The 22,394-nt window shown below is 67.0% G+C and carries 19 protein-coding genes and 1 pseudogene; 13 read left to right on the top strand and 7 right to left on the bottom strand.

Going from position 1 to position 22,394, the window contains the following annotated elements; translation table 11 throughout:
- Window positions 1-2 precede the first annotated feature (2 nt).
- Both A5790_RS03150 and A5790_RS03145 read left to right on the top strand, forming a co-directional pair.
- A complete protein-coding gene (locus A5790_RS03150; protein ID WP_066841361.1) occupies window positions 3-641 on the top strand; it encodes a hypothetical protein in 639 nt (212 codons plus the stop codon).
- Window positions 641-1,027 carry a DUF1304 domain-containing protein gene (locus A5790_RS03145; RefSeq protein ID WP_066841360.1) on the top strand — a complete coding sequence of 129 codons (387 nt, stop codon included), beginning with the start codon at window positions 641-643 and terminating at the stop codon, window positions 1,025-1,027. Before A5790_RS03150 ends, A5790_RS03145 begins: the two co-directional genes overlap by 1 nt.
- 34 nt (window positions 1,028-1,061) lie before the next feature.
- On the opposite strand, the gene car is transcribed toward A5790_RS03145, so the two are convergent.
- Window positions 1,062-4,580 (bottom strand): carboxylic acid reductase, encoded by a 3,519-nt coding sequence (gene car / locus A5790_RS03140; RefSeq protein WP_066841359.1) that lies wholly within the window; start codon window positions 4,578-4,580, stop codon window positions 1,062-1,064.
- A gap of 148 nt (window positions 4,581-4,728) precedes the next feature.
- Complete coding sequence (locus A5790_RS03135) at window positions 4,729-5,367, bottom strand: maleylpyruvate isomerase N-terminal domain-containing protein (protein ID WP_066841358.1); 639 nt, start codon at window positions 5,365-5,367, stop codon at window positions 4,729-4,731.
- Window positions 5,368-5,441: 74 nt separating this feature from the next.
- Here A5790_RS03135 and A5790_RS03130 point away from each other — a divergent pair, with 74 nt between their 5' ends.
- On the top strand, window positions 5,442-6,182 hold the full coding sequence (locus tag A5790_RS03130; RefSeq protein WP_066841357.1) for a hypothetical protein: 741 nt from the start codon (window positions 5,442-5,444) through the stop codon (window positions 6,180-6,182).
- 248 nt (window positions 6,183-6,430) lie between these two features.
- Window positions 6,431-6,739 carry a hypothetical protein gene (locus tag A5790_RS03125; RefSeq protein ID WP_066841356.1) on the top strand — a complete coding sequence of 103 codons (309 nt, stop codon included), beginning with the start codon at window positions 6,431-6,433 and terminating at the stop codon, window positions 6,737-6,739.
- Between the two features lie 66 nt (window positions 6,740-6,805).
- Here the strand turns inward: A5790_RS03125 and A5790_RS03120 are convergent.
- A pseudogene (locus A5790_RS03120) lies at window positions 6,806-8,247 on the bottom strand (gamma-aminobutyraldehyde dehydrogenase).
- A 368-nt stretch (window positions 8,248-8,615) separates the two neighbouring features.
- On the opposite strand from A5790_RS03120, the gene yajC reads away from it, so the two are divergent.
- The 7 genes from yajC (at window position 8,616) to A5790_RS03085 (ending at window position 17,207) form a co-directional block, all read left to right on the top strand.
- Window positions 8,616-8,951: a preprotein translocase subunit YajC gene (gene yajC / locus A5790_RS03115; RefSeq protein WP_064415788.1), complete on the top strand. Its 336-nt coding sequence runs from the start codon at window positions 8,616-8,618 to the stop codon at window positions 8,949-8,951.
- A 79-nt stretch (window positions 8,952-9,030) separates the two neighbouring features.
- Window positions 9,031-10,854, top strand: a complete 1,824-nt coding sequence (gene secD, locus A5790_RS03110; protein WP_066841355.1) for a protein translocase subunit SecD — start codon at window positions 9,031-9,033, stop codon at window positions 10,852-10,854.
- Window positions 10,855-10,857: 3 nt separating this feature from the next.
- A complete protein-coding gene (gene secF / locus A5790_RS03105) occupies window positions 10,858-12,129 on the top strand; it encodes a protein translocase subunit SecF (RefSeq protein WP_066841354.1) in 1,272 nt (423 codons plus the stop codon).
- 4 nt (window positions 12,130-12,133) lie between these two features.
- The gene (locus A5790_RS03100) at window positions 12,134-13,825 is read left to right on the top strand and encodes an ABC transporter substrate-binding protein (RefSeq protein ID WP_082961548.1); all 1,692 of its coding nucleotides are present in this window, start codon (window positions 12,134-12,136) and stop codon (window positions 13,823-13,825) included.
- The gene (locus A5790_RS03095) at window positions 13,792-14,358 is read left to right on the top strand and encodes an adenine phosphoribosyltransferase (protein ID WP_064417062.1); all 567 of its coding nucleotides are present in this window, start codon (window positions 13,792-13,794) and stop codon (window positions 14,356-14,358) included. The genes A5790_RS03100 and A5790_RS03095 overlap by 34 nt, the downstream gene beginning before the upstream one ends.
- 84 nt (window positions 14,359-14,442) lie before the next feature.
- Window positions 14,443-16,797 carry a bifunctional (p)ppGpp synthetase/guanosine-3',5'-bis(diphosphate) 3'-pyrophosphohydrolase gene (locus A5790_RS03090; protein WP_066841524.1) on the top strand — a complete coding sequence of 785 codons (2,355 nt, stop codon included), beginning with the start codon at window positions 14,443-14,445 and terminating at the stop codon, window positions 16,795-16,797.
- Between the two features lie 116 nt (window positions 16,798-16,913).
- The gene (locus A5790_RS03085; RefSeq protein WP_066841353.1) at window positions 16,914-17,207 is read left to right on the top strand and encodes a DUF4333 domain-containing protein; all 294 of its coding nucleotides are present in this window, start codon (window positions 16,914-16,916) and stop codon (window positions 17,205-17,207) included.
- A gap of 4 nt (window positions 17,208-17,211) precedes the next feature.
- Here the strand turns inward: A5790_RS03085 and A5790_RS03080 are convergent, their stop codons facing one another.
- Window positions 17,212-18,210: a peptidylprolyl isomerase gene (locus A5790_RS03080; RefSeq protein WP_066841352.1), complete on the bottom strand. Its 999-nt coding sequence runs from the start codon at window positions 18,208-18,210 to the stop codon at window positions 17,212-17,214.
- 4 nt (window positions 18,211-18,214) lie between these two features.
- Complete coding sequence (locus A5790_RS03075; RefSeq protein WP_066841351.1) at window positions 18,215-19,084, bottom strand: peptidylprolyl isomerase; 870 nt, start codon at window positions 19,082-19,084, stop codon at window positions 18,215-18,217.
- Between the two features lie 103 nt (window positions 19,085-19,187).
- On the opposite strand from A5790_RS03075, the gene A5790_RS03070 reads away from it, so the two are divergent.
- Together A5790_RS03070 and hisS are read left to right on the top strand one after the other, a co-directional pair.
- Window positions 19,188-19,874 carry an MBL fold metallo-hydrolase gene (locus A5790_RS03070; RefSeq protein WP_066841523.1) on the top strand — a complete coding sequence of 229 codons (687 nt, stop codon included), beginning with the start codon at window positions 19,188-19,190 and terminating at the stop codon, window positions 19,872-19,874.
- A gap of 9 nt (window positions 19,875-19,883) precedes the next feature.
- Complete coding sequence (gene hisS / locus A5790_RS03065; RefSeq protein ID WP_066841350.1) at window positions 19,884-21,149, top strand: histidine--tRNA ligase; 1,266 nt, start codon at window positions 19,884-19,886, stop codon at window positions 21,147-21,149.
- 94 nt (window positions 21,150-21,243) lie between these two features.
- Here the strand turns inward: hisS and A5790_RS26095 are convergent, their stop codons facing one another.
- Both A5790_RS26095 and A5790_RS25915 read right to left on the bottom strand, forming a co-directional pair.
- A complete protein-coding gene (locus A5790_RS26095) occupies window positions 21,244-21,786 on the bottom strand; it encodes a hypothetical protein (protein ID WP_082961547.1) in 543 nt (180 codons plus the stop codon).
- On the bottom strand, window positions 21,783-22,313 hold the full coding sequence (locus tag A5790_RS25915; protein WP_197696700.1) for a hypothetical protein: 531 nt from the start codon (window positions 22,311-22,313) through the stop codon (window positions 21,783-21,785). Before A5790_RS25915 ends, A5790_RS26095 begins: the two co-directional genes overlap by 4 nt.
- Between the last annotated feature and the right edge of the window lie 81 nt (window positions 22,314-22,394).

Below are 22,394 nucleotides of genomic sequence, written 5' to 3'. Positions count from 1 at the left end.
CAATGGGCAGCGGCACGATCAGGCTGGGCGGGTTGCTCGGCGTGGCCTGCGCCGGCGTGGTGGTACCGGCGTATCTGGTCGGCTCGCCGGAGACGCCGAACGACGCCGACGGGCTGGGCGCCTATTTCGACAGCGCGGCAACGTTTCTCATGCTGAACGGCACGCTTCCGCTACTACATCTGCTGTTCGGCTTGCTCTTCGTCGGCGTGCTCGTGTCGACGCTCCGGTCGGCCGCCGGGCCGACGGGTGCGGTGTACACCGCGGCGATCGGTGGGACGGTGTTTTTCGCACTGACCGCGGCCGGTCTGGCCGCCGAGGTGGCCGTGCCCGCCGCCATCGTGCGGTTCGACGACCTCACCGTGACGTCGTACTCGCAGCCGTTCCTCGGCCTGGCGGTATGGCTTTATCACTACAGCCATATCGGTTCGGCCGCACTGATATTCGCCACCGCCTACATCGTGTGGCGCACCGGCGTGCTGCCGAAGTGGTCGGCGTTCCTTGCGGTGCTCGGGATTCCCGCGCTGCTGCACACCTGGATCGGTCTGCCCGGTGCATACAGCGTGGTGGTTTGGATCGCGTTGACCGGTCTGGTGATGTTGGCCGTTCCGCCGGTAGTACGAGTGGAAAGCGTGGTCGCGTAATGGGTTTCGTCGGATTGTTCTTCGCGGGACTGGCCGCCCTCCTGCACATCTACATCTGGGTGATGGAGTCGCTGACGTGGACGTCGGCGCGCACCAGAGCGACGTTCGGTCTCACCGAGGAAGAAGCGCTGGCCACCAAGGAGTTGGCCTTCAACCAGGGCTTCTACAACCTCTTTCTGGCCATCATCACGCTCGCTGGAATCGTGATCGGCGGCATCGGCTACAACTGGGTAGGCATTGCGTTGATCTTCGCCGGTGTCGGATCGATGCTGGCGGCGGCGCTGGTGCTGTTGCTGTCGTCACCGGACAAGGCGAAAGCCGCCCTCACCCAGGGCATCTTCCCGCTGATCGCGATCGTGCTGTTGGCGGTGGCCGTCACGCTGTAGCGCGCGTAGCGCCGAACGCACGCTCACCGTCGTCTTAGAGCAGCCCCAACAGCTCCAGATCGGTGGCGTACTTGACGATGACCTCGCGCGTTATATGCGGAATGTCCTTGTCCGGACCGATCTTCGCATCCTGCACCGCCGTGCGGAACCGCTCCGTGGGGGCAATCGAACCCTGGATCGGGGTCTCAGGCCGCTGGTAGTTGTGCAGCAGCGGGAGCAGCGATGCCTGTCGCTGCCGCTCGGGCAACCCGCGCATCGCGGTGTCGAATCGCGGCAGCCACGTGGCGTAGTCACCGACGCGTTCGACCGGATACCCCGCATCGATCAGCCAGTCGACGAACTCGTCGAGCCCGATGCCGTCGTCATAGGGGTTCATGACGTGGTACGTCTCGAAACCCGGTCCGCCGTCGTGGCCGACCTGCGCACCCAGCGTCGAGATGGCCTCGGCGATGAACTCGACGGGAAGCCCGTCGTAGTGCGCACGTTGACGGTTGCCGTCCTTGTCGACCTCGTAGAACGAGAACGGCGCGATGCCGGTCGCGACGAGGCTCAGGATCAAGCGCGTGAACATGTCCGGCACGTTGAGCTGACCGGCGTATGTGGTGTCGGCCAGAATCATGTCGCACCGGAACACCGCGACCGGCAGCCCGCACAGATCGTGGGCCTCGCGCAGCAACACCTCGCCGGCCCACTTGCTGTTGCCGTAGCCGTTGGCGTAGCTGTCGTCGAGCCTGCGTACCGGGCTGATCTGCCGGATGTCGCCGTCCTCGGTGAACTGTCCGGACGCGATGCCCGCACCGACGCCGATCGTCGACACATAGACGAACGGCTTGATCCTCGTGGTCAGGGCGATACGGATCAGCTCGGCGGTGCCGACGGCGTTCGGCCCGAACAGCTGGCTGTAGGGCAGCACGTGGTTGACCAATGCGGCCGGATCGACGATCAGGTCCACGGTGTCGGCGAGCCGCTGCCACGTCTGACGATCCAGCCCGAGGTCGGCCTCGCCCTTGTCCCCGGCGATGACCTCGAGATGATCGGCGGCCAATCCCCGGTAGTGCCGCAGCAATTCGGGGTCTCCCGAGTCGAACGTCCGGTCCAACCGGTCCCTCGCCGACCGATCGTCCCTCGCACGGACCAGGCAGATCACCGTGCCGCCGACCATGGCCATCCGCTCGAGCCATTCCAGCGCCAGATAGCGGCCCAGGAAGCCGGTCGCGCCTGTCAGCAGCACCGTGCGCACCTCGGTGCTCGGCCCCGGTAGGGCGGGCGCTGCGGCCAGGCTGTCGTCGATGAACTTGTCCAACGTCAAGTCACTCGCATGGACCTCGGTGACATCGCGGCCGTGCACCGACGCGAATGTCGGCCTCTTGGAACCCGGTTCACGCGCGGATTCGATGTAGGCGGCGAGCGCGGCCAGGTCAGTGGCCGGGCTGACGATGACGCCGACGGGCACCTCGATGTCGTAGATCTCGTTCAGCAGGTTGCCGAAGGTCAACGCCGACAAGGAATCACCGCCGAGGTCGGTGAAGTGCGCGTCGGGCTGCAGATCGGTCGCGGTGGCGCCGAGCAGGGCACCCGCGGCCCTGCTGATCGTCTCGATGACGGGCCGTTCGGCGCCGTGCTGACGCAGTCCCCGCAATTCGGCGGCTTGGCTGTCAGCGAGTTCGGTGTAGAGCGCTTCGAGTCGATCGCCGTAGTGCTTCTTGAGCGTCGGGCGCGCGAGTTTGCGGATCCCGGTGAGCAGACCGTTCTCGAGCGTGAACGGCGTCGTCTCCACGATGAAGTCGCGGGGAATCTCATAGGACTGCAGCCCGGCGGTCCTGGCGACCTCCTGCAGGGATTCAGTGATCGCGGGCTTCAGGTCAGCACCGCCGTAACGCGCCAGCGCATCCTCGGTCGGTACGATCACCGCCAGCAGATAGGAACGAGCGCTGTTGCCGTACACGAAGATCTGGCGAATCAGCGGGCTGGTACCGAACGCCGCTTCGAGTTTGGAGACCGTGACGAATTCACCCTGGGACAGCTTGAGCACATTGTTGCGCCGGTCGAGGTAGACCAACTGGTCCGGTCCGACCTCGGCGACGATGTCGCCGGTCTTGTAGTAGCCGTCGGCGTCGAACACTGACGCGGTGATCTCCGGACGCTTGTAGTAACCCGGGAACATCGTCTCCGATTTGACCAGCAGTTCGCCGCGCGGATACGGGCGGTCGGTGCGGTAGTAGCCGAGGTCGGGAACGTCGACCAGTCGGTAGTCGATGACGGGCGGGCGGGTGACCTGACCGTCGGCGAATATCGAACCGGCTTCAGTGGATCCGTAACCGTCGGTCAGGTGGAGGTCCAGAAGCGATTCGACGAACTCCTTCATCTCCGGCGAGATGGGGGCGGACCCCGTCATCGCGGAAATGAACCGCCCGCCCAGCAGGTGCCGCCGGAACTCGGCCAACACGTCGGTCTCGGCAACCCAGCGATCGACACCGTCCGCCGTGCGGCGGTCGACGTCACTTTGGAATCGCTGGAACATCATGTCCCAGATCCGCGGGACGAAGCTCAGCTGGGTGGGACGCGCCAGCGACAGGTCCTCGAGCAGTGTCGACAGATCGCTTTTGGCAACGAAGTACCCGGTACCGCCGGCGCCCAGCGTGGCGTAAAGGACGCCGCGGCCCATCACGTGGCTCATCGGCATGAAGTTCAACGTGATCGACGGAAGAGCCGGGCCGCCACCCCACATGGCCATGCTCGAGCGACGCCAGGAGTTCGCCACCATCTCGCGCAGGTACATCGCGCCTTTGGGTGCGCCCGTGCTGCCCGAGGTGTAGATCAGCAGCGCGAGGTCGTCGGGGGCCAGGACGGCGGGCCGAGGAACGGGCAGCGCACGGCCGCGAGCGAGGACGTCGGTCAATGTCTCGATGTGCACGCCGGTTCCGTCGAGGCGAGCCGTCGCGGCATCGATCGCCGCGCGGTGGTCGTCGTCCTCGCGGTGGTAGTCGAACACGATCAGGCGTTGTGGGACATGGCCGTCGGCGATCACCTCGACCGCGTCGTCGAGGAAGTCGACACTCGACGCCATGGCGACAGGTTCGGTTTCGGCGACGATGGGCCGCAACTGCGCCACCGCCGCGCTGGTCTGAAGCGGCACCGAGACCGCTCCCAGGTGGATCAGCGCCAAGTCGACGGTCACGTAGTCGACGCTGGTGAAGCCCACGATGGCCACGCGGTCACCGGGCTGGACCGGAGCCTGGTTCAGCGCGGCGGCGACGGCTGCGGCACGCTCGGACAGCTCGCGGTAGGTGATGGTGTCGAAGCGCGGAAGGAGCTGTGCGGAGGTGCGGCCGGTCACCGGGTCGGTGACGAACTCGACGGCGCGCTCACCGAGCGCGGGCCGGTCCGCGTAGCCGTCGAAGATCGTCTGGACCAGTTGGGGGAGAGGCAGACCGGGCTCTTCGATCGCGTTCGCGATCTTCACCAGAGGGCGCGCAGCGGCGAATTGCGGGTCGGTGTCGAACAAATGAGAGATACGGCGCTCGAGTCGCGCCTCACGGGTATCAGTCGTCATAAGAAATCCTTCGGACGAACGTGGACTGCAGGGCGCGCCATTGCGTCCACCAAAAACATCGATAAGCGATATAAAAACTATTCCCGGCGTGGCTGGGAGCTCGCTGTGAAAACCGGCAGCGCTTCCTGTGCGGGTTCGACGTGCCTGGTCAGCGAATCGCCGGTATCGCCCTCTCGGGGGCGGCGCGGCCGGAAAGCACCTCGACCGCTGACAGCGCATCGGGCACGCAGATCAAGAGGTCCCGGGCGGCGCACAACGCCGCCGCCGAGGGTTCGACACCGCCGACCGCATCGGCGAGGTCGAGCAGATGCACCGTCGCCTCCATCAGGGCGGTCTCGGCGACGACTGCCAGCGTCGTGCTGCCGACGACCGGATACGCGATCGTCGTCTCGGCGGACATCGGCGTGTCACGCAGAACCCGGGCACTTTCGACGAACCGCTGGGCGGCCGTCCGCGGTGTCAGCGCCGCGGCTTCCCAAACTGCTTGCTCGGCAAGGCTTCCGGCATTGGTGTTGGCGACACCGTCGGGTTCGTTGAAGCGGCGCAACATTGTCGCCGCATCTGTGACGGCAGCGGGTCCGTCGACGACTGCTCCCGTGAGACGGTCGAACATCGACGGTTCGGGACAGACGTGGGCGAGCAGCGCGGCCACATTCCAACCCTCACAGCGCGTCGATGTCGACCACTCTTGCGCCGTCAACTGCTCGCACCGTCGTGCCCAGCGCTCCCACGCGTCGGCCAGGACGCGGCGGGCCGAGTCACCGTCGAAGTCACCGTCGAGTCGCATGGCGCCAACCTAGCCAACGACGGGTTACAGATCGCCAGCCTGGGTAATCACGCTAATACAACCAAGGAGGCATCATGACCGATACGCGTGTACACCCCCGCGGTGGCCGTCTGCGGATGCCGCGCAGTCGCGGCGCCACGAGTGGATTCCTGCTGATCCTGCTGGGCGCGTGGGGCGCACTGGCTCCCTTCATCGGGCCCCTGTTCAACTTCGCCTACAGCCCCGACCAGGCCTGGACGTGGACCACCGGCCGAGGCTGGCTGGAGGTACTGCCGGGCGTGGTGACCGTATTGGGCGGCCTGCTCCTGCTGATGTCACGAAACCGTGCGACGGCCTCGCTCGGCGGCTGGCTCGCCGTGGCAGGTGGCGTGTGGTTCATCATCGGCCGCGCTATGGCCGGCCCGCTGGGTATGGGTGACGCGGGTGTACCGGTCGCCGCCACCGAGGGCAAGCGCATCGCGCTGGAGCTGACGTATTTCTACGGTCTGGGCGCGCTGATCGTGTTCCTGGGCGCAGCGGCGCTTGGCCGCATCTCGGTGCGAAGCGTGCGCGACGTGGAGTGGGCGGATCGTCCAGTGGCCGCACACACCGTCGCCGACGAACACGCGCCGGCCACTGCCGCTCCGGTTGCTGCGGCCGACCCCGCGCCGGTCGCCGATCACACTCCCCACACCGCCGGGCAGCCGGCAATGGCGGAGCAGCGAACCGAGGTCATCGGACCCACGGCCGAGGCCGCACAACAACCGCGTCGCCGCGGTTTGCTCGACAGGTTCCGCTCTCGCGGCCACCGTGGCGGCAAGCTCGCACACCGGTAAGCGTTAGCGGATCGCAAAGCGCCCCACACAGGTTGTGGGGCGTTTCGCGTGCCATGGGCTATGGGGGGTGACGTAGATCCCAAATGTCCGCTCAAGCGAGGAGTTTCACCGCCTCCCTGTGACGTGCATGACTGCCCGCGGCCTGGCCAGAAGCTAGCCTGACTATGTAATCCGCTCAACGTGCGCCTCCCGGTGATTCCGCGCAACGGCGTTCGATAGTGACTTGAAATCTTGTCAGGAGAACAACCATGTCCGACAGGCCTGGTATCACCGATTCCATTGTCGCGCGCCAGAATTCGGCCACCGCAGTCTGCGAGGCGTTCGGCTTCCCGCAAGAGGACTGGCCGCTGTTCGCGCGGCTGGCCAGCGGTCCGATGACGCCCCACGACGAAGAGGCGCTATATCAGTACATCGACGTCAAGATCGGCGAGCGTTGCTGGAAGCCGACCGACGACCTGTTGTCCAACCTGATCGACGTCGAGGTCGACGGCACCGAACTGACCGTCGACGACATCCACCGATTCGTCTCCACGCTGATCGGCGTCAGGGTTTTCTAATCCTCCGCGATTTGTGGAGCCGCACCGGCGGTCAGCGCGCGGCTGCTCCACAAATCGCACGGACTGTCAGCCCGTGTAGGCCATGACGTGCTTGATGCGGGTGTACTCGTCGAACCCGTACATCGACAGGTCTTTCCCGTGGCCCGACGACTTGAACCCGCCATGCGGCATCTCGGCCACCAGCGGAATGTGGGTGTTGATCCAGACACAGCGAAATCAAGGGCAGCCGAAACCCGTAGTGCTCGTGACACATCGCGGGTCCACACTGAAGACGCCAACCCGTATTCGGTGCCGTTGGCCCACGCGATCGCCTCGTCCTCGTCGGTGAACGCCTGGACGGTGATGACCGGCCCGAAGATCTCCTGCTGAACCAGCCTGTCGTCCTGCCGAAGCCCGCCGATCACCGTCGGTTCGACGTAGAAGCCCTTGTCGCCCTGGCGTCCTCCACCGACCGCGACGGAGGCATGTGCCGGGACGTCTCCCAGGAACGCCAGCACCCGCTCCATCTGAGTGGAGTTGTTCACCGGCGGCACCCACGCGTCCTCGTCATCGACCGGCTTGCCGTACGTCGTGGTGGCAGCGCGCGCCTGCTCGGCCAGCGCCTCGGTCAGGTCCGAGGCCGCCCGGGCCGTCGCGAGCACGCGCGTTGCCGCCGTGCAGTCCTGTCCGGCGTTGAAATAGCCCGCCGTGGCGATGCCTTCGGCCGCCGACGCGATGTCGCTGTCGTCGAACACGATCACCGGCGCCTTGCCGCCCAACTCGAGGTGCGTGCGCTTGAGATGTCCGCCCGCGCTGACCGCCACCGCACGGCCCGCCGCGACGGAACCGGTGATCGACACCATCTGCGGAGTCGGATGTGCCACGACCGCTGCGCCCGTTTCCCGGTCTCCGCAAACGACATTCAGCACTCCGGGCGGAAAATGCCTGGCCGCGATCTCGGCCAGCATCACTGTCGTCACCGGCGTGGTGTCGCTGGGCTTGATGACGACGGTGTTTCCCGCCGCGACCGCGGGCACGAACTTCCAGATCGCCATCATCATCGGGTAGTTCCACGGCGCCACCTGCCCGATGACGCCGACCGGTTCGCGACGGATCCACGAGGTGTGGTTCTCCGTGTATTCGCCGGCCGACTTGCCCTCCAGCATCCGCGCGGCACCCGCGAAGAAGCGGATCTGGTCCACCATCGGGGGAATTTCTTCGGCCATCGTGACGTGGTTGGCCTTACCCGTATTGCGTCCCTCTGCCGCGACGAGCGCCTGGGCGCTTCGCTCGACGTCGTCAGCGAAGTCGAGCAGTGCCTTCTGCCGCACCGACGGCGTGGTGCGCTTCCAGTCAGCGAACGCTTTCGACGCGGCCGTGTACGCGTTGTCGATGTCGGCCTCGGTGGAGATCGGCGCGGTGCCGTACCGCTCACCGGTCGATGGATCGACGAGCGCCATGGTGGCGCCGCTGACCGAGTCGACGCTTTCACCGCCGATGAAGTTCTGGACCTTGAAGTCGCTGGCCATTCGATCCTCTCGTCGTCAGGAATGGGAGGCAGCGCAGCGCGTCGCCGACTACCCGCCGAACTCCGCGATACGCCGGGTCTGCTCGACGGTGATCATCGAGCAAGAGCCTAACCAAGACAGCACCGATCCGGTCGATAACTACGGGGGAGTGGGGTGTGATCCGCGGTCATCCGATGCGACGACGACGAAATCCGTTGACCACCGCAGCTCGGGCGTGTCCCGGCACGCTCGCGACCCAACGATTTCGCGATCTCATTGCGGTGGGCTGGTCGCTGCCGAAGCCCGCAATGGCACACTGGTCACTTATGGGTGCGCGCCCCAACCGCGCTGCGCCGTGACCACATGACCTAACGAAAGACTTTGTCGCCATGGACTTGGTTGTCTTCCTTCCCCTGCTCATCGTGCTGGGCGCATTCATGTTCTTCGCGTCCCGCCGACAGAAGAAAGCCATGCAGGCCACCATCGACCTGCACGAATCTCTTCAGATCGACGACCGCGTGCACACCACGTCCGGCCTGGTCGGGACCATCAAGGGCATCACCGACGATGAGGTGGAGCTCGAGATCGCCCCGGGCGTCGTCACCACTTGGATGAAGCTCGCGGTGCGTGACCGCATCACCGACGATGACGAGTTTGAAGACGACGAGCCCGAGTCGACCGCGACCGAACTCACCGAAAGCCCCAACACCAAGACCGACGGCTGAGTCCGCGGGCGATCTTCACAGCTGAAGCCCGTAGTCTCTGCGGTGCTGACGAACCGATCCCGAGGAGACCTGACAAAACGTGGCATCGTCTTCGACGCCGGTGCACCCTGCCCGCTACCTCTCGCTGTTTCTGGTATTGCTGGTCGGCGCCTACTGCCTGGTCTTCCTGACCGGAGACAAGAAGCCCGAACCCAAACTCGGCATTGATCTGCAGGGCGGTACCCGCGTCACCCTCACCGCCCGCACGCCCGACGGGTCGCCGCCCACCCGCGACGCGTTGAGCCAGGCGCAGCAGATCATCAACGACCGGGTCAACGGTCTCGGCGTGTCCGGCTCCGAGGTGATCATCGACGGCAACAACCTCGTCATCACGGTGCCCGGCAGCGAGAGCAGCGACGCCCGCAACCTCGGCCAGACGGCACGCCTTTACATCCGCCCCGTCGTGCATGTGATGCCCGCCGAGGTGCCCGGCCAGCAGCCGCCGACGGAGGGACCGGCCGGTATGCCTCCTGGTGGTCCGATTCCGGGGATGCCGGGCGGGATGATGCCGGGGATGCCGGGAACCGAGGCGCCCGCCGGTCAGCAGCCTCCCGCCGGCCAGCAGCCTCCCGCCGGTCAGCAGCCGCCTGCCGAGCCCGCCGCCCCTCCGGCCCCGCAGCCGCGTCCCTATCCCCAGGAACCGCCTGCCCAACCCGCACCGGAGCCACCTCCGACGCCGGCGCCGGGTAGCCCCGCACCGTCACCGGACGCTCCCGAGCCGACGCCGACTACACCCGCGTCACCGGAAAACGTTCCGCTGGCGCAGCGCATCGCCGACGAGAAGCAGTTGCGGCAGAGCACCGATCAGCAGATCCAGATCCTGGCGTTGCAGTTCCAGGCCACGCGCTGCGGCGAGGAGGACGTCCTCGCGGGCAACGACGACCCGAATCTTCCGCTCATCACCTGCTCGGCGGACGGCAACGAGGTGTACCTGCTGGATAAGGCGATCATCAACGGCGAGCAGATCCAGGACGCCACCTCCGGTCTCGACCAGCAGCGCGGTGAGTACGTCGTCGACGTCCAGTTCAAAAGCGATGGCGCGAAGACCTGGGCGGATTTCACCGCCGCCAACGTCGGAACGCAGACCGCGTTCGTGCTCGACACGAAGGTGATGAGCGCACCCGAGATCCGCGAGCCGATCCCGGGCGGGCGCACGCAGATCAGCGGCCAGTTCACCCAGCAGACGGCCCGCGAGTTGGCCAACGTGCTGAAGTACGGATCGCTGCCGTTGTCCTTCGAGTCGTCGGAGGCCGAAACCGTCTCGGCCACACTGGGTCTGTCGTCGCTGCGCGCGGGTTTGATCGCCGGGGCGGTCGGCCTGGCGCTGGTGCTGGCCTATTCGCTGCTCTATTACCGGATGCTGGGCGTGTTGACCGCCCTGTCGCTGGTCGCTTCCGGCGCAATGGTTTACGCGATCCTGGTGCTTCTGGGCAGATGGATCGGTTACACGCTGGACCTGGCCGGTATCGCCGGTCTGATAATCGGTATCGGTATGACGGCCGACTCGTTCGTGGTGTTCTTCGAACGCATCAAAGACGAGATACGCGAAGGGCGTTCATTCCGGTCGGCGGTGCCGCGCGGTTGGGCGAGGGCCCGCAAGACGATCGTGTCCGGCAACGCGGTGACGCTGCTCGCCGCGGCGGTGCTCTACGTCCTCGCCGTCGGACAGGTAAAGGGCTTCGCGTTCACCCTGGGCCTGACCACGATCCTCGACGTGGTCGTGGTCTTCCTGGTGACGTGGCCGCTGGTGTACCTGGCGTCGAAGTCGCCGACACTGGCCAAGCCTTCGTTGAACGGACTCGGTGCGGTGCAACAGATCGCCAGGGAGCGACGAGCGGCCGCGCACGCGACGGGACGGGACTGACATATGGCGCCCAAACAGTCATCGGAAGAACAGCAGAGCAGCGCCGTGGAGGCGCCGAACCTCGAGTCGACCGCGCCTCAGCACGGCTTCTTCGTCCGCCTCTACACCGGCACCGGCGCCTTCGAGGTCATCGGCAAGCGCAAGCTGTGGTACGCGGTCAGCGGTGCGATCGTGCTGGTGTGCCTGCTCAGCATGCTGCTGCGCGGCTTCACCTTCGGCATCGACTTCGAGGGCGGCACCAAGGTGTCGATGCCGACCGCGACCGAATCGGGCACCGTGACCGTCCAGCAGGTCGAGGACGTGTTCAGCAAGACGCTCGGTAAGAGCCCCGAGTCGGTGGTCGTGGTCGGCAGCGGCGGATCGGCCACCGTGCAGATCCGGTCCGAGACGCTGACCAACGAGGAGACCGAGGAGCTGCGCACCGCGCTGTTCGACGCGTTCAAGCCGAGGGGGGCGAACGGAGCGCCCAGCAAGCAGGCCATCAGCGATTCCGCGGTGTCGGAGACGTGGGGCGGCCAGATCACCCAGAAGGCGCTGATCGCGCTGGTGGTGTTCATCGTGCTGGCGACGGTCTACATCATGCTGCGCTATGAGCGCTACATGTCGATCGCCGCGATGGCGACGCTGGTGTTCGACCTTGTGGTGACCGCCGGTGTGTACTCGCTCGTCGGCTTCGAGGTCACCCCGGCCACGGTGATCGGCCTGCTCACGATTCTCGGCTTCTCGCTCTATGACACCGTCATCGTGTTCGACAAGGTCGAGGAGAACACCCACGGCTTCGAGCACACCACGAGACGCACCTTCGCCGAACACGCCAACCTCGCGGTCAACCAGACCTTCATGCGGTCCATCAACACCAGCCTCATTTCCGTGTTGCCGATCGTGGCGCTGATGGTCGTGGCGGTGTGGCTGCTGGGTGTGGGCACGCTGATGGACTTGGCGCTCGTGCAGTTGGTCGGCGTCATCGTCGGCACCTACTCGTCGATCTTCTTCGCGACCCCTCTGCTGGTCACGCTGCGCGAGCGCACCGACCTCGTGCGCAACCACACCCGCCGGGTGATGAACCGCCGCAAGAACGCGACCGCACGCGCTTCCCAAGCCGACGAGGATTCCGACGAACCCGAAACGGTCGGCGCGGCCGCGACGCCGCGCGCCGACGCTGCGACGCGAACCACTCCGCCGCCGGACAAGCCCGCACCGGGGGCACGTCCGGTGCGCCCGACCAGCAGCCGGACCGGACGCCCGTCGGGTAAGCGCGACACGCGGCGGCGGTAAGGGGATGAGCGCCGGTAAGCGGGCGGGCACACAGCCCGCGAGGGCAGTGAACCCGATCCGGCGTTGCGGGGTCCTGGCGGGCGTACTCGTGCTCGCCGCGTCGTTGGCGTCGGCGTGCACGCGCAGCCCCGCCGACAGCATCGACTACGCCGTCGACGGCACGCTGATCACCTACAACACCAACACCGTTGCGGGCGCCGCCTCGGCCGGTCCGCAGGCGTTCGCGCGGGTGCTGACGGGCTTCAACTACCACGGACCCGACGGCCAGATCGTCGGCGATCACGACTTCGGAACCATCTCGGTCGTCGGCAGGCAACCGCTGGTCCTCGACTACGAGGTCAACGCGAACGCGGTGTACTCCGACGGTAAACCGATCACCTGCGACGACGTCGTGTTGGCGTGGGCGTCACAGTCCGGGCGGTTCCCGAACTTCGACGCCGCCAGCCGCGCGGGTTACAGCGATATCGCCACGGTGGACTGCACGCCGGGGCAGAAGAAGGCGCGGGTGTCGTTCGCGCCCGATCGTGGGTTCGTCGACTTCGGACAGCTGTTCTCCGCGACGTCGATGATGCCGTCGCACGTCATCGCCGACCAGTTGGGTCTCGGCGACGGCGGAGTCACGCGGGCCATCCTCGAGAACGACGGCGCCGCGGTGGAGCGCATCGCCGCGGTCTGGAACACCGGTTGGGAACTCAAACCCGATCTCGACCTGAAGCGGTTCCCTTCGTCGGGGCCCTACAAGCTGGAATCGGTGACCGAGGACGGGGCCGTCGTGCTGGTCGCCAACGACAAATGGTGGGGCGCCGAGCCGGTCACCAAGAAGGTCACCGTGTGGCCGCGCGGCGCCGACATCCAGGAGCGCGTCAATCAGGGCGCCTACGACGTCGTCGACATCGCCACCGGATCGTCGGGCACGCTGAACATGCCCGACGACTACGTGCGAACCGATGCCCCGTCGGCCGGCATCCAACAGCTGATCTTCGCGCCGGAGGGGCCCTTGGCTGCCCCGCCGGCCCGCCGCGCGCTGGCCCTCTGCACACCGCGCGACGTGATCGCCCGCAACGCCGAGCAGCCCATCGCCAACTCGCGGCTCAATCCCGCCACCGAGGATGCCTACAGCGGGGCCGAGGCCGGTCCGGAGCCGGGACAGTTCGTCGCCGCCAACCCCGACGCCGCCCGCGCCGCGCTCAACGCGCGCCCCCTGACCGTCCGCATGGGGTATCAGACCCCCAACGCGCGGCTGGCGGCCACCGTCGGCGCCATCGCCAAGTCGTGTGCGCCCGCCGGCATCACCATCGAAGAGGCCGCAGGCGACGCGGTGGGCCCACTGTCGTTGCGCAACAACGAGATCGACGTGCTGATCGCCAGCACGGGTGGTGCCGCCGGCAGCGGGTCGTCCGGCTCGTCGGCGATGGACGCCTACCAGTTCCACACCGGAAACGGCAACAACCTGCCGCGCTACTCCAACCCGCAGGTAGACCGCGTCATCTCGGCGATCGCGATCACCAACGACCCCAAGGAAATGGCCCGGCTGCTCAGCGAGGGCAGCCCGGTGCTGTGGGCCGACATGCCGACGCTGCCGCTGTACCGGCAGCAGCGGACGGTGCTGACATCGAAGAAGATGTTCGCCGTGAGCACCAACCCGACGCGGTGGGGCGCGGGATGGAACATGGACCGTTGGGTGTTGGACCGGTGAGTGGCGGTGGCGAAGACATCTCGTCGCTGATCGCGAGGATGATGCGCGAGGTGCCCGACTTTCCGGAGCCTGGCGTCGCGTTCAAAGACCTCACCCCATTGTTGGCCGACGCGCACGGGCTGGCCGCGGTGACCGACGCGTTCGCCGAGGTCGCCCGCGGCGCGGACCTGGTCGCGGGGATCGACGCACGCGGCTTCCTGCTCGGTGCGGCGGTCGCATTGCGGCTGGGCACGGGTGTGTTGGCGATCCGCAAGGGCGGCAAGCTGCCGCCGCCGGTGTTCAGTGAGACCTATGCGCTCGAATACGGCACGGCCACGCTGGAGATTCCGGCCGACGGGATCGACCTCGGCGGCCGCAGTGTGCTCATCATCGACGATGTACTGGCCACCGGCGGCACCGCGGCCGCGGCGGTCAAACTGCTGCAGAACGCGGGTGCCTCCGTGCCGGGCGCCGCGGTGCTGCTTGAGTTGACCGCGCTGGGTGGCCGCGAAGCGCTCGAACCGCTGCCGGTCACCTCGCTGTACACCGTCTGAGGGATATCCTCGAAGGCGCGTGTTGTGACGCAGCCGTACCAGACCGATGCGCGCTTTGCGTGAGGACCAGACCGGGAGGTGACCATGGCTGAAGAACCCGGCACGGGCCAGGCCGTGCAGTCAGCGCCGCCCGGCGCCCAGATCCCCGAGACGCAGCCGCTGGAGATGCCGAAGCCCTCCGCGAGCGCGTCGCGCCGCGTGCGAGCCCGGTTGGCGCGCCGGATGACGTCGCAGCGCAGCGCGATCAACCCGGTGCTCGAGCCGCTGGTGGCCGTCCACAAGGAGATCTACCCGAAGGCCAATCTGCAATTGCTGCAGCGGGCCTACGAGGTGGCCGAGCGGCGGCACGCCGATCAGCTTCGCCGCTCGGGTGATCCCTACATCACGCATCCGTTGGCGGTGGCCAACATCTTGGCCGAGCTCGGCATGGACACCACCACGCTGATCGCGGCGCTGCTTCACGACACGGTCGAGGACACGGGATACACCCTGGAAGCGCTGACCGAGGAGTTCGGCACCGAGGTCGGCCATCTGGTCGACGGCGTCACCAAGCTGGACAAGGTCGCGCTGGGTACCGCCGCGGAGGGCGAGACCATCCGCAAGATGATCATCGCGATGGCACGCGATGCTCGCGTGCTGGTGATCAAGGTCGCCGACCGGCTGCACAACATGCGCACGATGCGGTTCCTGCCGCCCGAGAAGCAGCAACGCAAGGCGCGCGAGACGCTGGAAGTCATTGCACCGCTTGCGCATCGGCTGGGTATGGCGACGGTCAAGTGGGAACTGGAGGATCTCGCCTTCGCGATCCTGCACCCCAAAAAGTACGAGGAGATCGTGCGACTGGTCGCCGACCGTGCGCCGTCACGCGACACCTACCTGGCCAAGGTGCGCGCCGAGATCACCGCGACGCTGAATGCGTCGAAGATCACCGCGATCGTGGAGGGCCGGCCCAAGCACTACTGGTCGATCTACCAGAAGATGATCGTCAAGGGCCGCGACTTCGACGACATCCACGACCTCGTCGGCGTGCGCATCCTCTGCGACGAGATCCGGGACTGCTACGCGGCTTTGGGTGTGGTCCACTCGCTGTGGCAGCCGATGGCCGGGCGCTTCAAGGACTACATCGCCCAGCCGCGCTACGGCGTGTACCAGTCGTTGCACACCACCGTCGTCGGGCCCGAGGGCAAGCCCCTGGAAGTGCAGATCCGCACCCACGACATGCACAAGACGGCCGAGCTGGGGATCGCCGCGCACTGGCGTTACAAGGAAACCAAGGGCCGCAACGCCGTTCCCAACCAACACTCGTCGGCCGAGATCGACGACATGGCATGGATGCGACAGCTTCTGGACTGGCAGCGGGAGGCCGCCGACCCCGGCGAGTTCCTCGAGTCGCTGCGTTACGACCTTGCGGTGCAGGAGATCTTCGTGTTCACCCCCAAGGGTGATGTCATCACGCTGCCCACCGGGTCGACGCCGGTCGACTTCGCCTACGCGGTGCACACCGAGGTCGGTCACCGCTGTATCGGTGCACGGGTGAACGGCCGCCTCGTCGCATTGGAACGCAAGCTCGAAAACGGCGAAGTGGTCGAGGTTTTCACGTCCAAGGCACTCAACGCCGGGCCGTCGCGCGACTGGCAGACCTTCGTGGTCTCACCGCGCGCGAAGGCGAAGATCCGGCAGTGGTTCGCCAAGGAGCGCCGCGAGGAGGCGCTGGAAGCCGGTAAGGACGCCATCGCCCGCGAGGTTCGGCGGGGCGGACTTCCGTTGCAGCGCTTGATGAACGCCGAGTCGATGGGCGCGCTGGCCCGCGAACTGCGGTACGGTGACGTCTCGGCGCTCTACACCGCGGTCGGTGAGGGCCACGTCTCGGCGCGGCATGTGGTGCAGCGGCTGGTCGCTCAGGTCGGTGGCGACGAGGAGGCCTCCGACGAACTCGCCGAGCGGTCGACGCCTGCGACGATGCCGGTGCGCCAACGCACCAGCGACGACGTCGGGGTGGCCGTGCCGGGTGCTCCCGGTGTGCTGACCAAGCTCGCCAAGTGCTGCACGCCGGTGCCCGGCGACAACATCATGGGTTTCGTCACCCGCGGCGGCGGGGTCAGCGTGCACCGCACCGACTGCACGAACGCCGGGTCGCTGCAGCAGCAGTCGGAGCGGATCATCGACGTGAAGTGGGCGCCGTCGCCGTCGTCGGTGTTCCTGGTCGCCATCCAGGTCGAGGCGCTCGACCGGCACCGGTTGCTGTCGGACGTCACGCGGGTGTTGGCCGACGAGAAGGTGAACATCCTGAGCGCGTCGGTGACGACGTCCAACGACCGGGTGGCCGTCAGTCGGTTCACCTTCGAGATGGGCGACCCCAAGCATCTGGGCCACGTGCTCAACGTGGTGCGCAATGTGGAGGGTGTCTACGACGTCTACCGGGTCACTTCCGCGGCGTGAGCCGCAATTGGGCAGAAGCGGCGTGAGCCGCAATTGGGCAGAAGCGGCGTGAGCCGGCGCAATGGCAAATTTCGCTGAAGCGCGTCAATTTTTGCTCGTTCTGGGATACTGCGACGATGCGGCCCGCCGTCGTCGTCCTTCTCGTCTCCCTCGGAGTCGCCGTCGTCGGTTGCGGGTCGACGATCAAGCCCGAAGCAGCTGCGCAGTCCGTCGTCGACCTGGTCTCCGAGCAGACGGGGTTCACACCGACCGACGTGAAGTGCCCCGAGGACGTCGAGGCAGAAGAGGGCGCGAAGTTCGAGTGCACGTTCACTGGACCCGAAGGTGTGGCGTACACCGCGAACATGCGGGTGACCAAGGTCGAGGGCGAGGACGTCGAGTTCTACATCGAGACCGCCCCGGCCGAGTAGTCGCTCAATCCAGTCGGATCGACTCGACGACGACGTCGGCGACGGGCTTGCCGTCCTCGCTGCCGTTGGCCACACCCTCGGCCGCGATCTTGTCCAGTGTCGTCAGACCGGTCTGGTCGATCGTGCCGAACACCGTGTACGTCGGCGGCAGCTGCGAGTCCTCGTAAACGAGGAAGAACTGGCTGCCGTTGGTGCCGACGCCGGCGTTGGCCATCGCCAGCGTCCCGCGCGGATAGCGCACCGGCGATCGCAGCGCCGGATCGCTCAACCGGTACTGGTTGGTCGGGTATTCGTTCGGGAACTGATACCCGGGGCCGCCGATGCCGGTTCCGCTGGGGTCGCCGCACTGCAACACCCCGAGATGCACTGCCGTCGTCAGCCGGTGGCAGGGGGTGTCGTCGAAGAAGCCCTGCTGGGCCAGGTTGGCGAAGTTGTTGACCGTGCAGGGGGCCTTGGCGTTGTCCAACTGCAGGCCGATGTCGCCCTTGCTGGTGGTCATGCTGGCGCTGACCTCGGCGGGGTCCGTGGGTACGCGTCCGGTGCGCGGCGGCTTGGCCGGCTTGCTCGACGGCTCTGCGGTGCGGGGGTACTGGCAGTTCGAGCCGAGCGTCGCGGGCCGATCGAACTTCGGCAGTTCGTCGACCGCCAGACCGCCGGTCGCGGTGTCGTCGGGAACCGCGCCGTCAAACCTCTCGAGTTCACGGCCCAACGCCGCCAGGAAGACGACGCTGATGATGACCACCAGCACCGTCAACACCGACACCAGGTATCCGATGACCAGACCCGCGATGGCTAGCCCGCGACCCTCCTCGCCGGACTTTTTGATCTGCGACAGCGACACGTGGCCGAACACGATGCCCAGCGGCGCGAAGACGAACGCGCACACCAGCGCCGCGACGGCCAGCGTGTTGGTCTGCCTGGGTGGCGGATATCCGAACGAGGACGGCTGCGCGGGATAGCCGTAAGGCGGTGGAGGACCGCCGTAGGGCGGGGGCGCGCTCACGGCATTAGTCCAACAGGATCGACTTCACGGTGACCGGGGTGGCCGGCGCACCGTCCTGGCCACCGCCGGCAACGCCTCCCTGCGCGATCTTGTCCAACGTGGCCAGGCCGGTGTCGTCGACCCTGCCGAACACCGTGTAGTTCGGCGGGAGCTTGGAGTCCTGGTAGACGAGGAAGAACTGGCTGCCGTTGGTGTTCGGGCCGGCGTTGGCCATGGCCAGGGTGCCGCGGGGATAGGTGACGGGCTCTTGCAGCTTGGGGTCGTCGGGCTGGAACTGATTGGTCGGGTACTCGTTGGCGAACGAGTAACCCGGCCCGCCGGAGCCCTTGCCGGTCGGGTCGCCGCACTGCAGCACCTTGAGCTGTTCGGCGGTGGTCAACCGGTGGCACGGGGTGTTGTCGAAGTAGCCCTGCTGGGCGAGGCTCGCGAAGCTGTTCACCGTGCACGGCGCCTTGCCGTTGTCGAGCAGCAGGCCGAGGTTGCCCTGGTCGGTGGACATGCTGGCGCTGATCTCGGCGGGTTCGGTGGGCACCTTGCCTGCGCGGGGCGGATCAACGGGCTTGCTGGCCTGCTCGGCGGACGCCGGGTACTGGCAGTTCTCGCCGAGTCCGGCCGGTGCTACGAACGCCGGAAGCGATCCTGCCGCCGACGGGGCCGCCGACGTGGGGGAGGTCTCGGTGGCGGCCGCGGTCTGGCTGTCGGAGTCGCGGTTGGTGACGACGAGCGCGACCACCGCGGCGACTACGACGATCGCGCCTGCGACCGAGCCGATGATCGTGTACTGGCGCCGCCTGCGTGCCTTCTCCGCGCGACGCTCCAATTGCCGCTCGAGCTTGCGCTTGGCCGTCGCCCGCCGCTGTTCGTTGGTCGGCACCGCTGATGTCCTCCTGTTGTCGGTCGATCGGCAACGAGTGTGCCAGGCATTGCTGAGTGTGGCGCCGCGACCCACGCCATCGGGTGGTGGGAAACTGGACGTCGTGTTCATCACCGGGTTTGCCGCCGGCATGCTGGCGTGCAACTGCTACGTGCTGGCCCCACGGGCCGGGGGCGACGCCATCGTCGTCGACCCCGGCCAGCGGGCGATGGGGCCGTTGCGCCGGATCCTGGACGAGAACCGGCTGACACCTGCGGCGGTGCTGCTCACCCACGGCCACATCGACCACATCTGGTCGGCCCAGAAGGTGGCCGACATGTACGGCTGCCCGGCCTACATCCATCCCGAGGACCGCTTCATGCTGACCGACCCGATCAAGGACTTTGGGCGGGGGTTCCTCGGGGGGCTGGCCAGCTCGGCGTTCGGCGCGTTGTTCCGCGAGCCCAAGCAGGTCGTCGAACTGGACAAGGACGGCGACAAGGTGGAGTTGGGCGGTGTGACGGTCACCGTCGACCACACGCCCGGACACACCCGCGGGTCGGTGGTGTTCCGCGTCGACGAGGCCATCGGGTCGGGGCCGGGTGCGGTCGCGTTCACGGGCGATACCCTGTTCCGGCAGTCGGTGGGCCGGACGGACCTGCCGGGCGGCAGTGGTCGGGACCTGCTCGGCTCGATCGTCAACAAACTGTTGGTGCTCGACGACGACACCGTGGTACTACCGGGGCACGGCCCGAAGTCCACGATCGGTCTCGAACGCCGCACCAACCCGTTTCTCGAAGGCTTGATCTAGTGAGTTCCAGTGAGTGAATTTCAGGCGCCCAAGGGCGTCCCGGACTACCTGCCGCCCGACTCGGCGCAGTTCGTCGGTGTGCGCGACGGTCTGCTCGACACCGCCCGGCGGGCGGGCTACGGCGATGTCGAACTGCCCATCTTCGAGGACACCGCGTTGTTCGCGCGGGGGGTCGGGGAGTCGACCGATGTGGTGTCGAAGGAGATGTACACGTTCTCCGACCGCGGTGACCGCTCGGTCACGTTGCGGCCGGAGGGCACGGCGGGGGTGATGCGCGCAGTCATCGAGCACGGCCTGGACCGTGGGCCGCTTCCCGTGAAGCTGTGCTACTCGGGGCCCTTCTTCCGGTACGAGCGACCGCAGGCCGGCCGCTACCGTCAGCTGCAGCAGGTCGGGGTTGAGGCCATCGGCGTCGACGACCCGGCCCTGGACGCCGAGGTGATCGCGGTCGCCGACGCGGGTTTTCGATCGTTGGGGCTCGACGGTTTCCGGCTGGAGATCACCTCGCTGGGTGACGAGACCTGCCGTCCGCAGTACCGGGAACTGTTGCAGGATTTCCTGTTCAAGCTGGACCTCGACGAGGAGACTCGGCGGCGCGCGGAGATCAACCCGCTGCGGGTGCTCGACGACAAGCGCCCGAAGATCCGCGAGATGACCGCCGATGCGCCGGTGATGCTCGACCACCTCTCCGACGGCGCCAAACAGCACTTCGACACCGTGCTGGCACATCTGGACGCGTTGGGGGTGCCGTACGTCATCAACCCGCGCATGGTGCGCGGGCTGGATTACTACACCAAGACCACCTTCGAGTTCATCCACGACGGGCTCGGCGCCCAGTCGGGTATCGGCGGGGGCGGACGCTACGACGGCCTGATGGCACAGCTCGGCGGAAAAGACTTGTCGGGCATCGGATTCGGCCTGGGTGTCGACCGCACGTTGCTGGCGTTGAAAGCCGAGGGCAAGACCGTCGGCGGGACGGCGCGGGTCGATGTCTTCGGCGTGCCGCTGGGCGAACAGGCCAAGGTGACGCTGTCGGTGCTGGGCGCGCGACTGCGCGCCGCCGGTGTGCGCGTCGACCTTGCCTACGGCGACCGCGGGATGAAGGGGGCGATGCGCGCAGCGGACCGTTCGGGTGCGGCGCTTGCGCTGGTGGCCGGTGACCGCGACATCGAGGCGGGCACGATCGGTGTGAAGAATTTGGCGACCGGGCAGCAGACGGACGTAGCGGTGGACGACGTGCTGGCCGAAGTGCTCGCCCGCCTCAACCGCGCCTGACTCCTTGCCCCTGTTGGCGCGAGCGTGCGTGTCTGCACACGACACGCCGCGAAATTCCGACAGTTTGCGCACACTCGTGGGCTATCGAGCGTGCTCAAACGCGGTGTACGGCGTCGGTGAGCACCCTGTCGAGCATCCCGACGCCGCCGCTGAACACGTTGCCGCGCATGAGGACTCGCGTCGATGACGGGGTGACCGCGACCAGAGTCGAGGTCAGCAACCGCGATCGCCGCTCGAACTGCACTTGGCTCAGCGGTGCCACGATCTCGCCGGTACCGTCGCGGTAAGTCTGGTTCCGCCGGTCGAAGACGGCCGCCGCGGGGTACGCGCTCAGCGGTGTCATCCGCATGTGCCGAAGTGCTGCACCGCCGCGGATCATCGCCCGGAACGCCACGATGCCGATGATGAGCAGCCCCGCCCCGATCGCCGCCGAAGGCCACACCATCGAATACGCGAACGCGTAAAAGATCGACACGACGCCGAAGCCGCCGAAGATCAACGCCGACATCGTCAACAGCAGCACCGTCATCTCCGTCGGCGCGCGTCCGCGGTCAATCAGCAGGACCTCAAAACCGCGCTCGGCCACCACGACGGGTCCCTGCTCCGCCAGCGCGATCGGCTCGAGCGACGGGTTCACGCAGAGCCGCGGGCGACCGAGTTGAGAAGTTCGTCGATGTGCCCGACCCCACCGTCGAACGGGTTGCCGCGCTTGAGTGTCTTCGTGCCGCCGGGTGTGAGCGCAACGAGTTTCGGTGAGCTCGAACCGATTTGGAACTTACGTGCAAAGCGCACCTGATCCAGCTGCACCAGGGCGCCACCGCGGTAGCTGAACAGCCCGAGCTTGCGGTCCAGCACCGCGGCGGGCCGGCAGTCGTGCAACGGTCGGCTGCGGTACTTGCGGATTCTGCGGACGACGAGAAACGCGGCCACCGCCAATACCACGCCGACGGCGAGGAAGACGGCGCCCAGCGCCCGCGACGGGGAACCGCCGATCAGAGCAATCAGCCCGAACCCGCCGACGACGATCGTCAGGACGCCGAGCACGAACGCCAGCACCGTCAGCGGTCCCGTGCCACGGTCCACGACCAACACCCGACGACCGTCGTCGGTGACGACAAGTCCGCCGGTGTCGGCCAGTACCTGCGGCTCCGAAGCTGTGTTCACGGGTGCACTGTGCCACTTCGGCGGCCTCGAGCGTGCGCAAACTGCTGGAAATGCGCGGCGTGTCGTAGGCAGACGCGCGCG

The organism is Mycobacterium sp. 852002-51152_SCH6134967 (genome assembly GCF_001667105.1).
In the GTDB taxonomy this organism is placed as follows: Bacteria; Actinomycetota; Actinomycetes; order Mycobacteriales; family Mycobacteriaceae; genus Mycobacterium; species Mycobacterium neumannii_A.
This window is presented reverse-complemented; position numbering and strand designations above follow the sequence as displayed.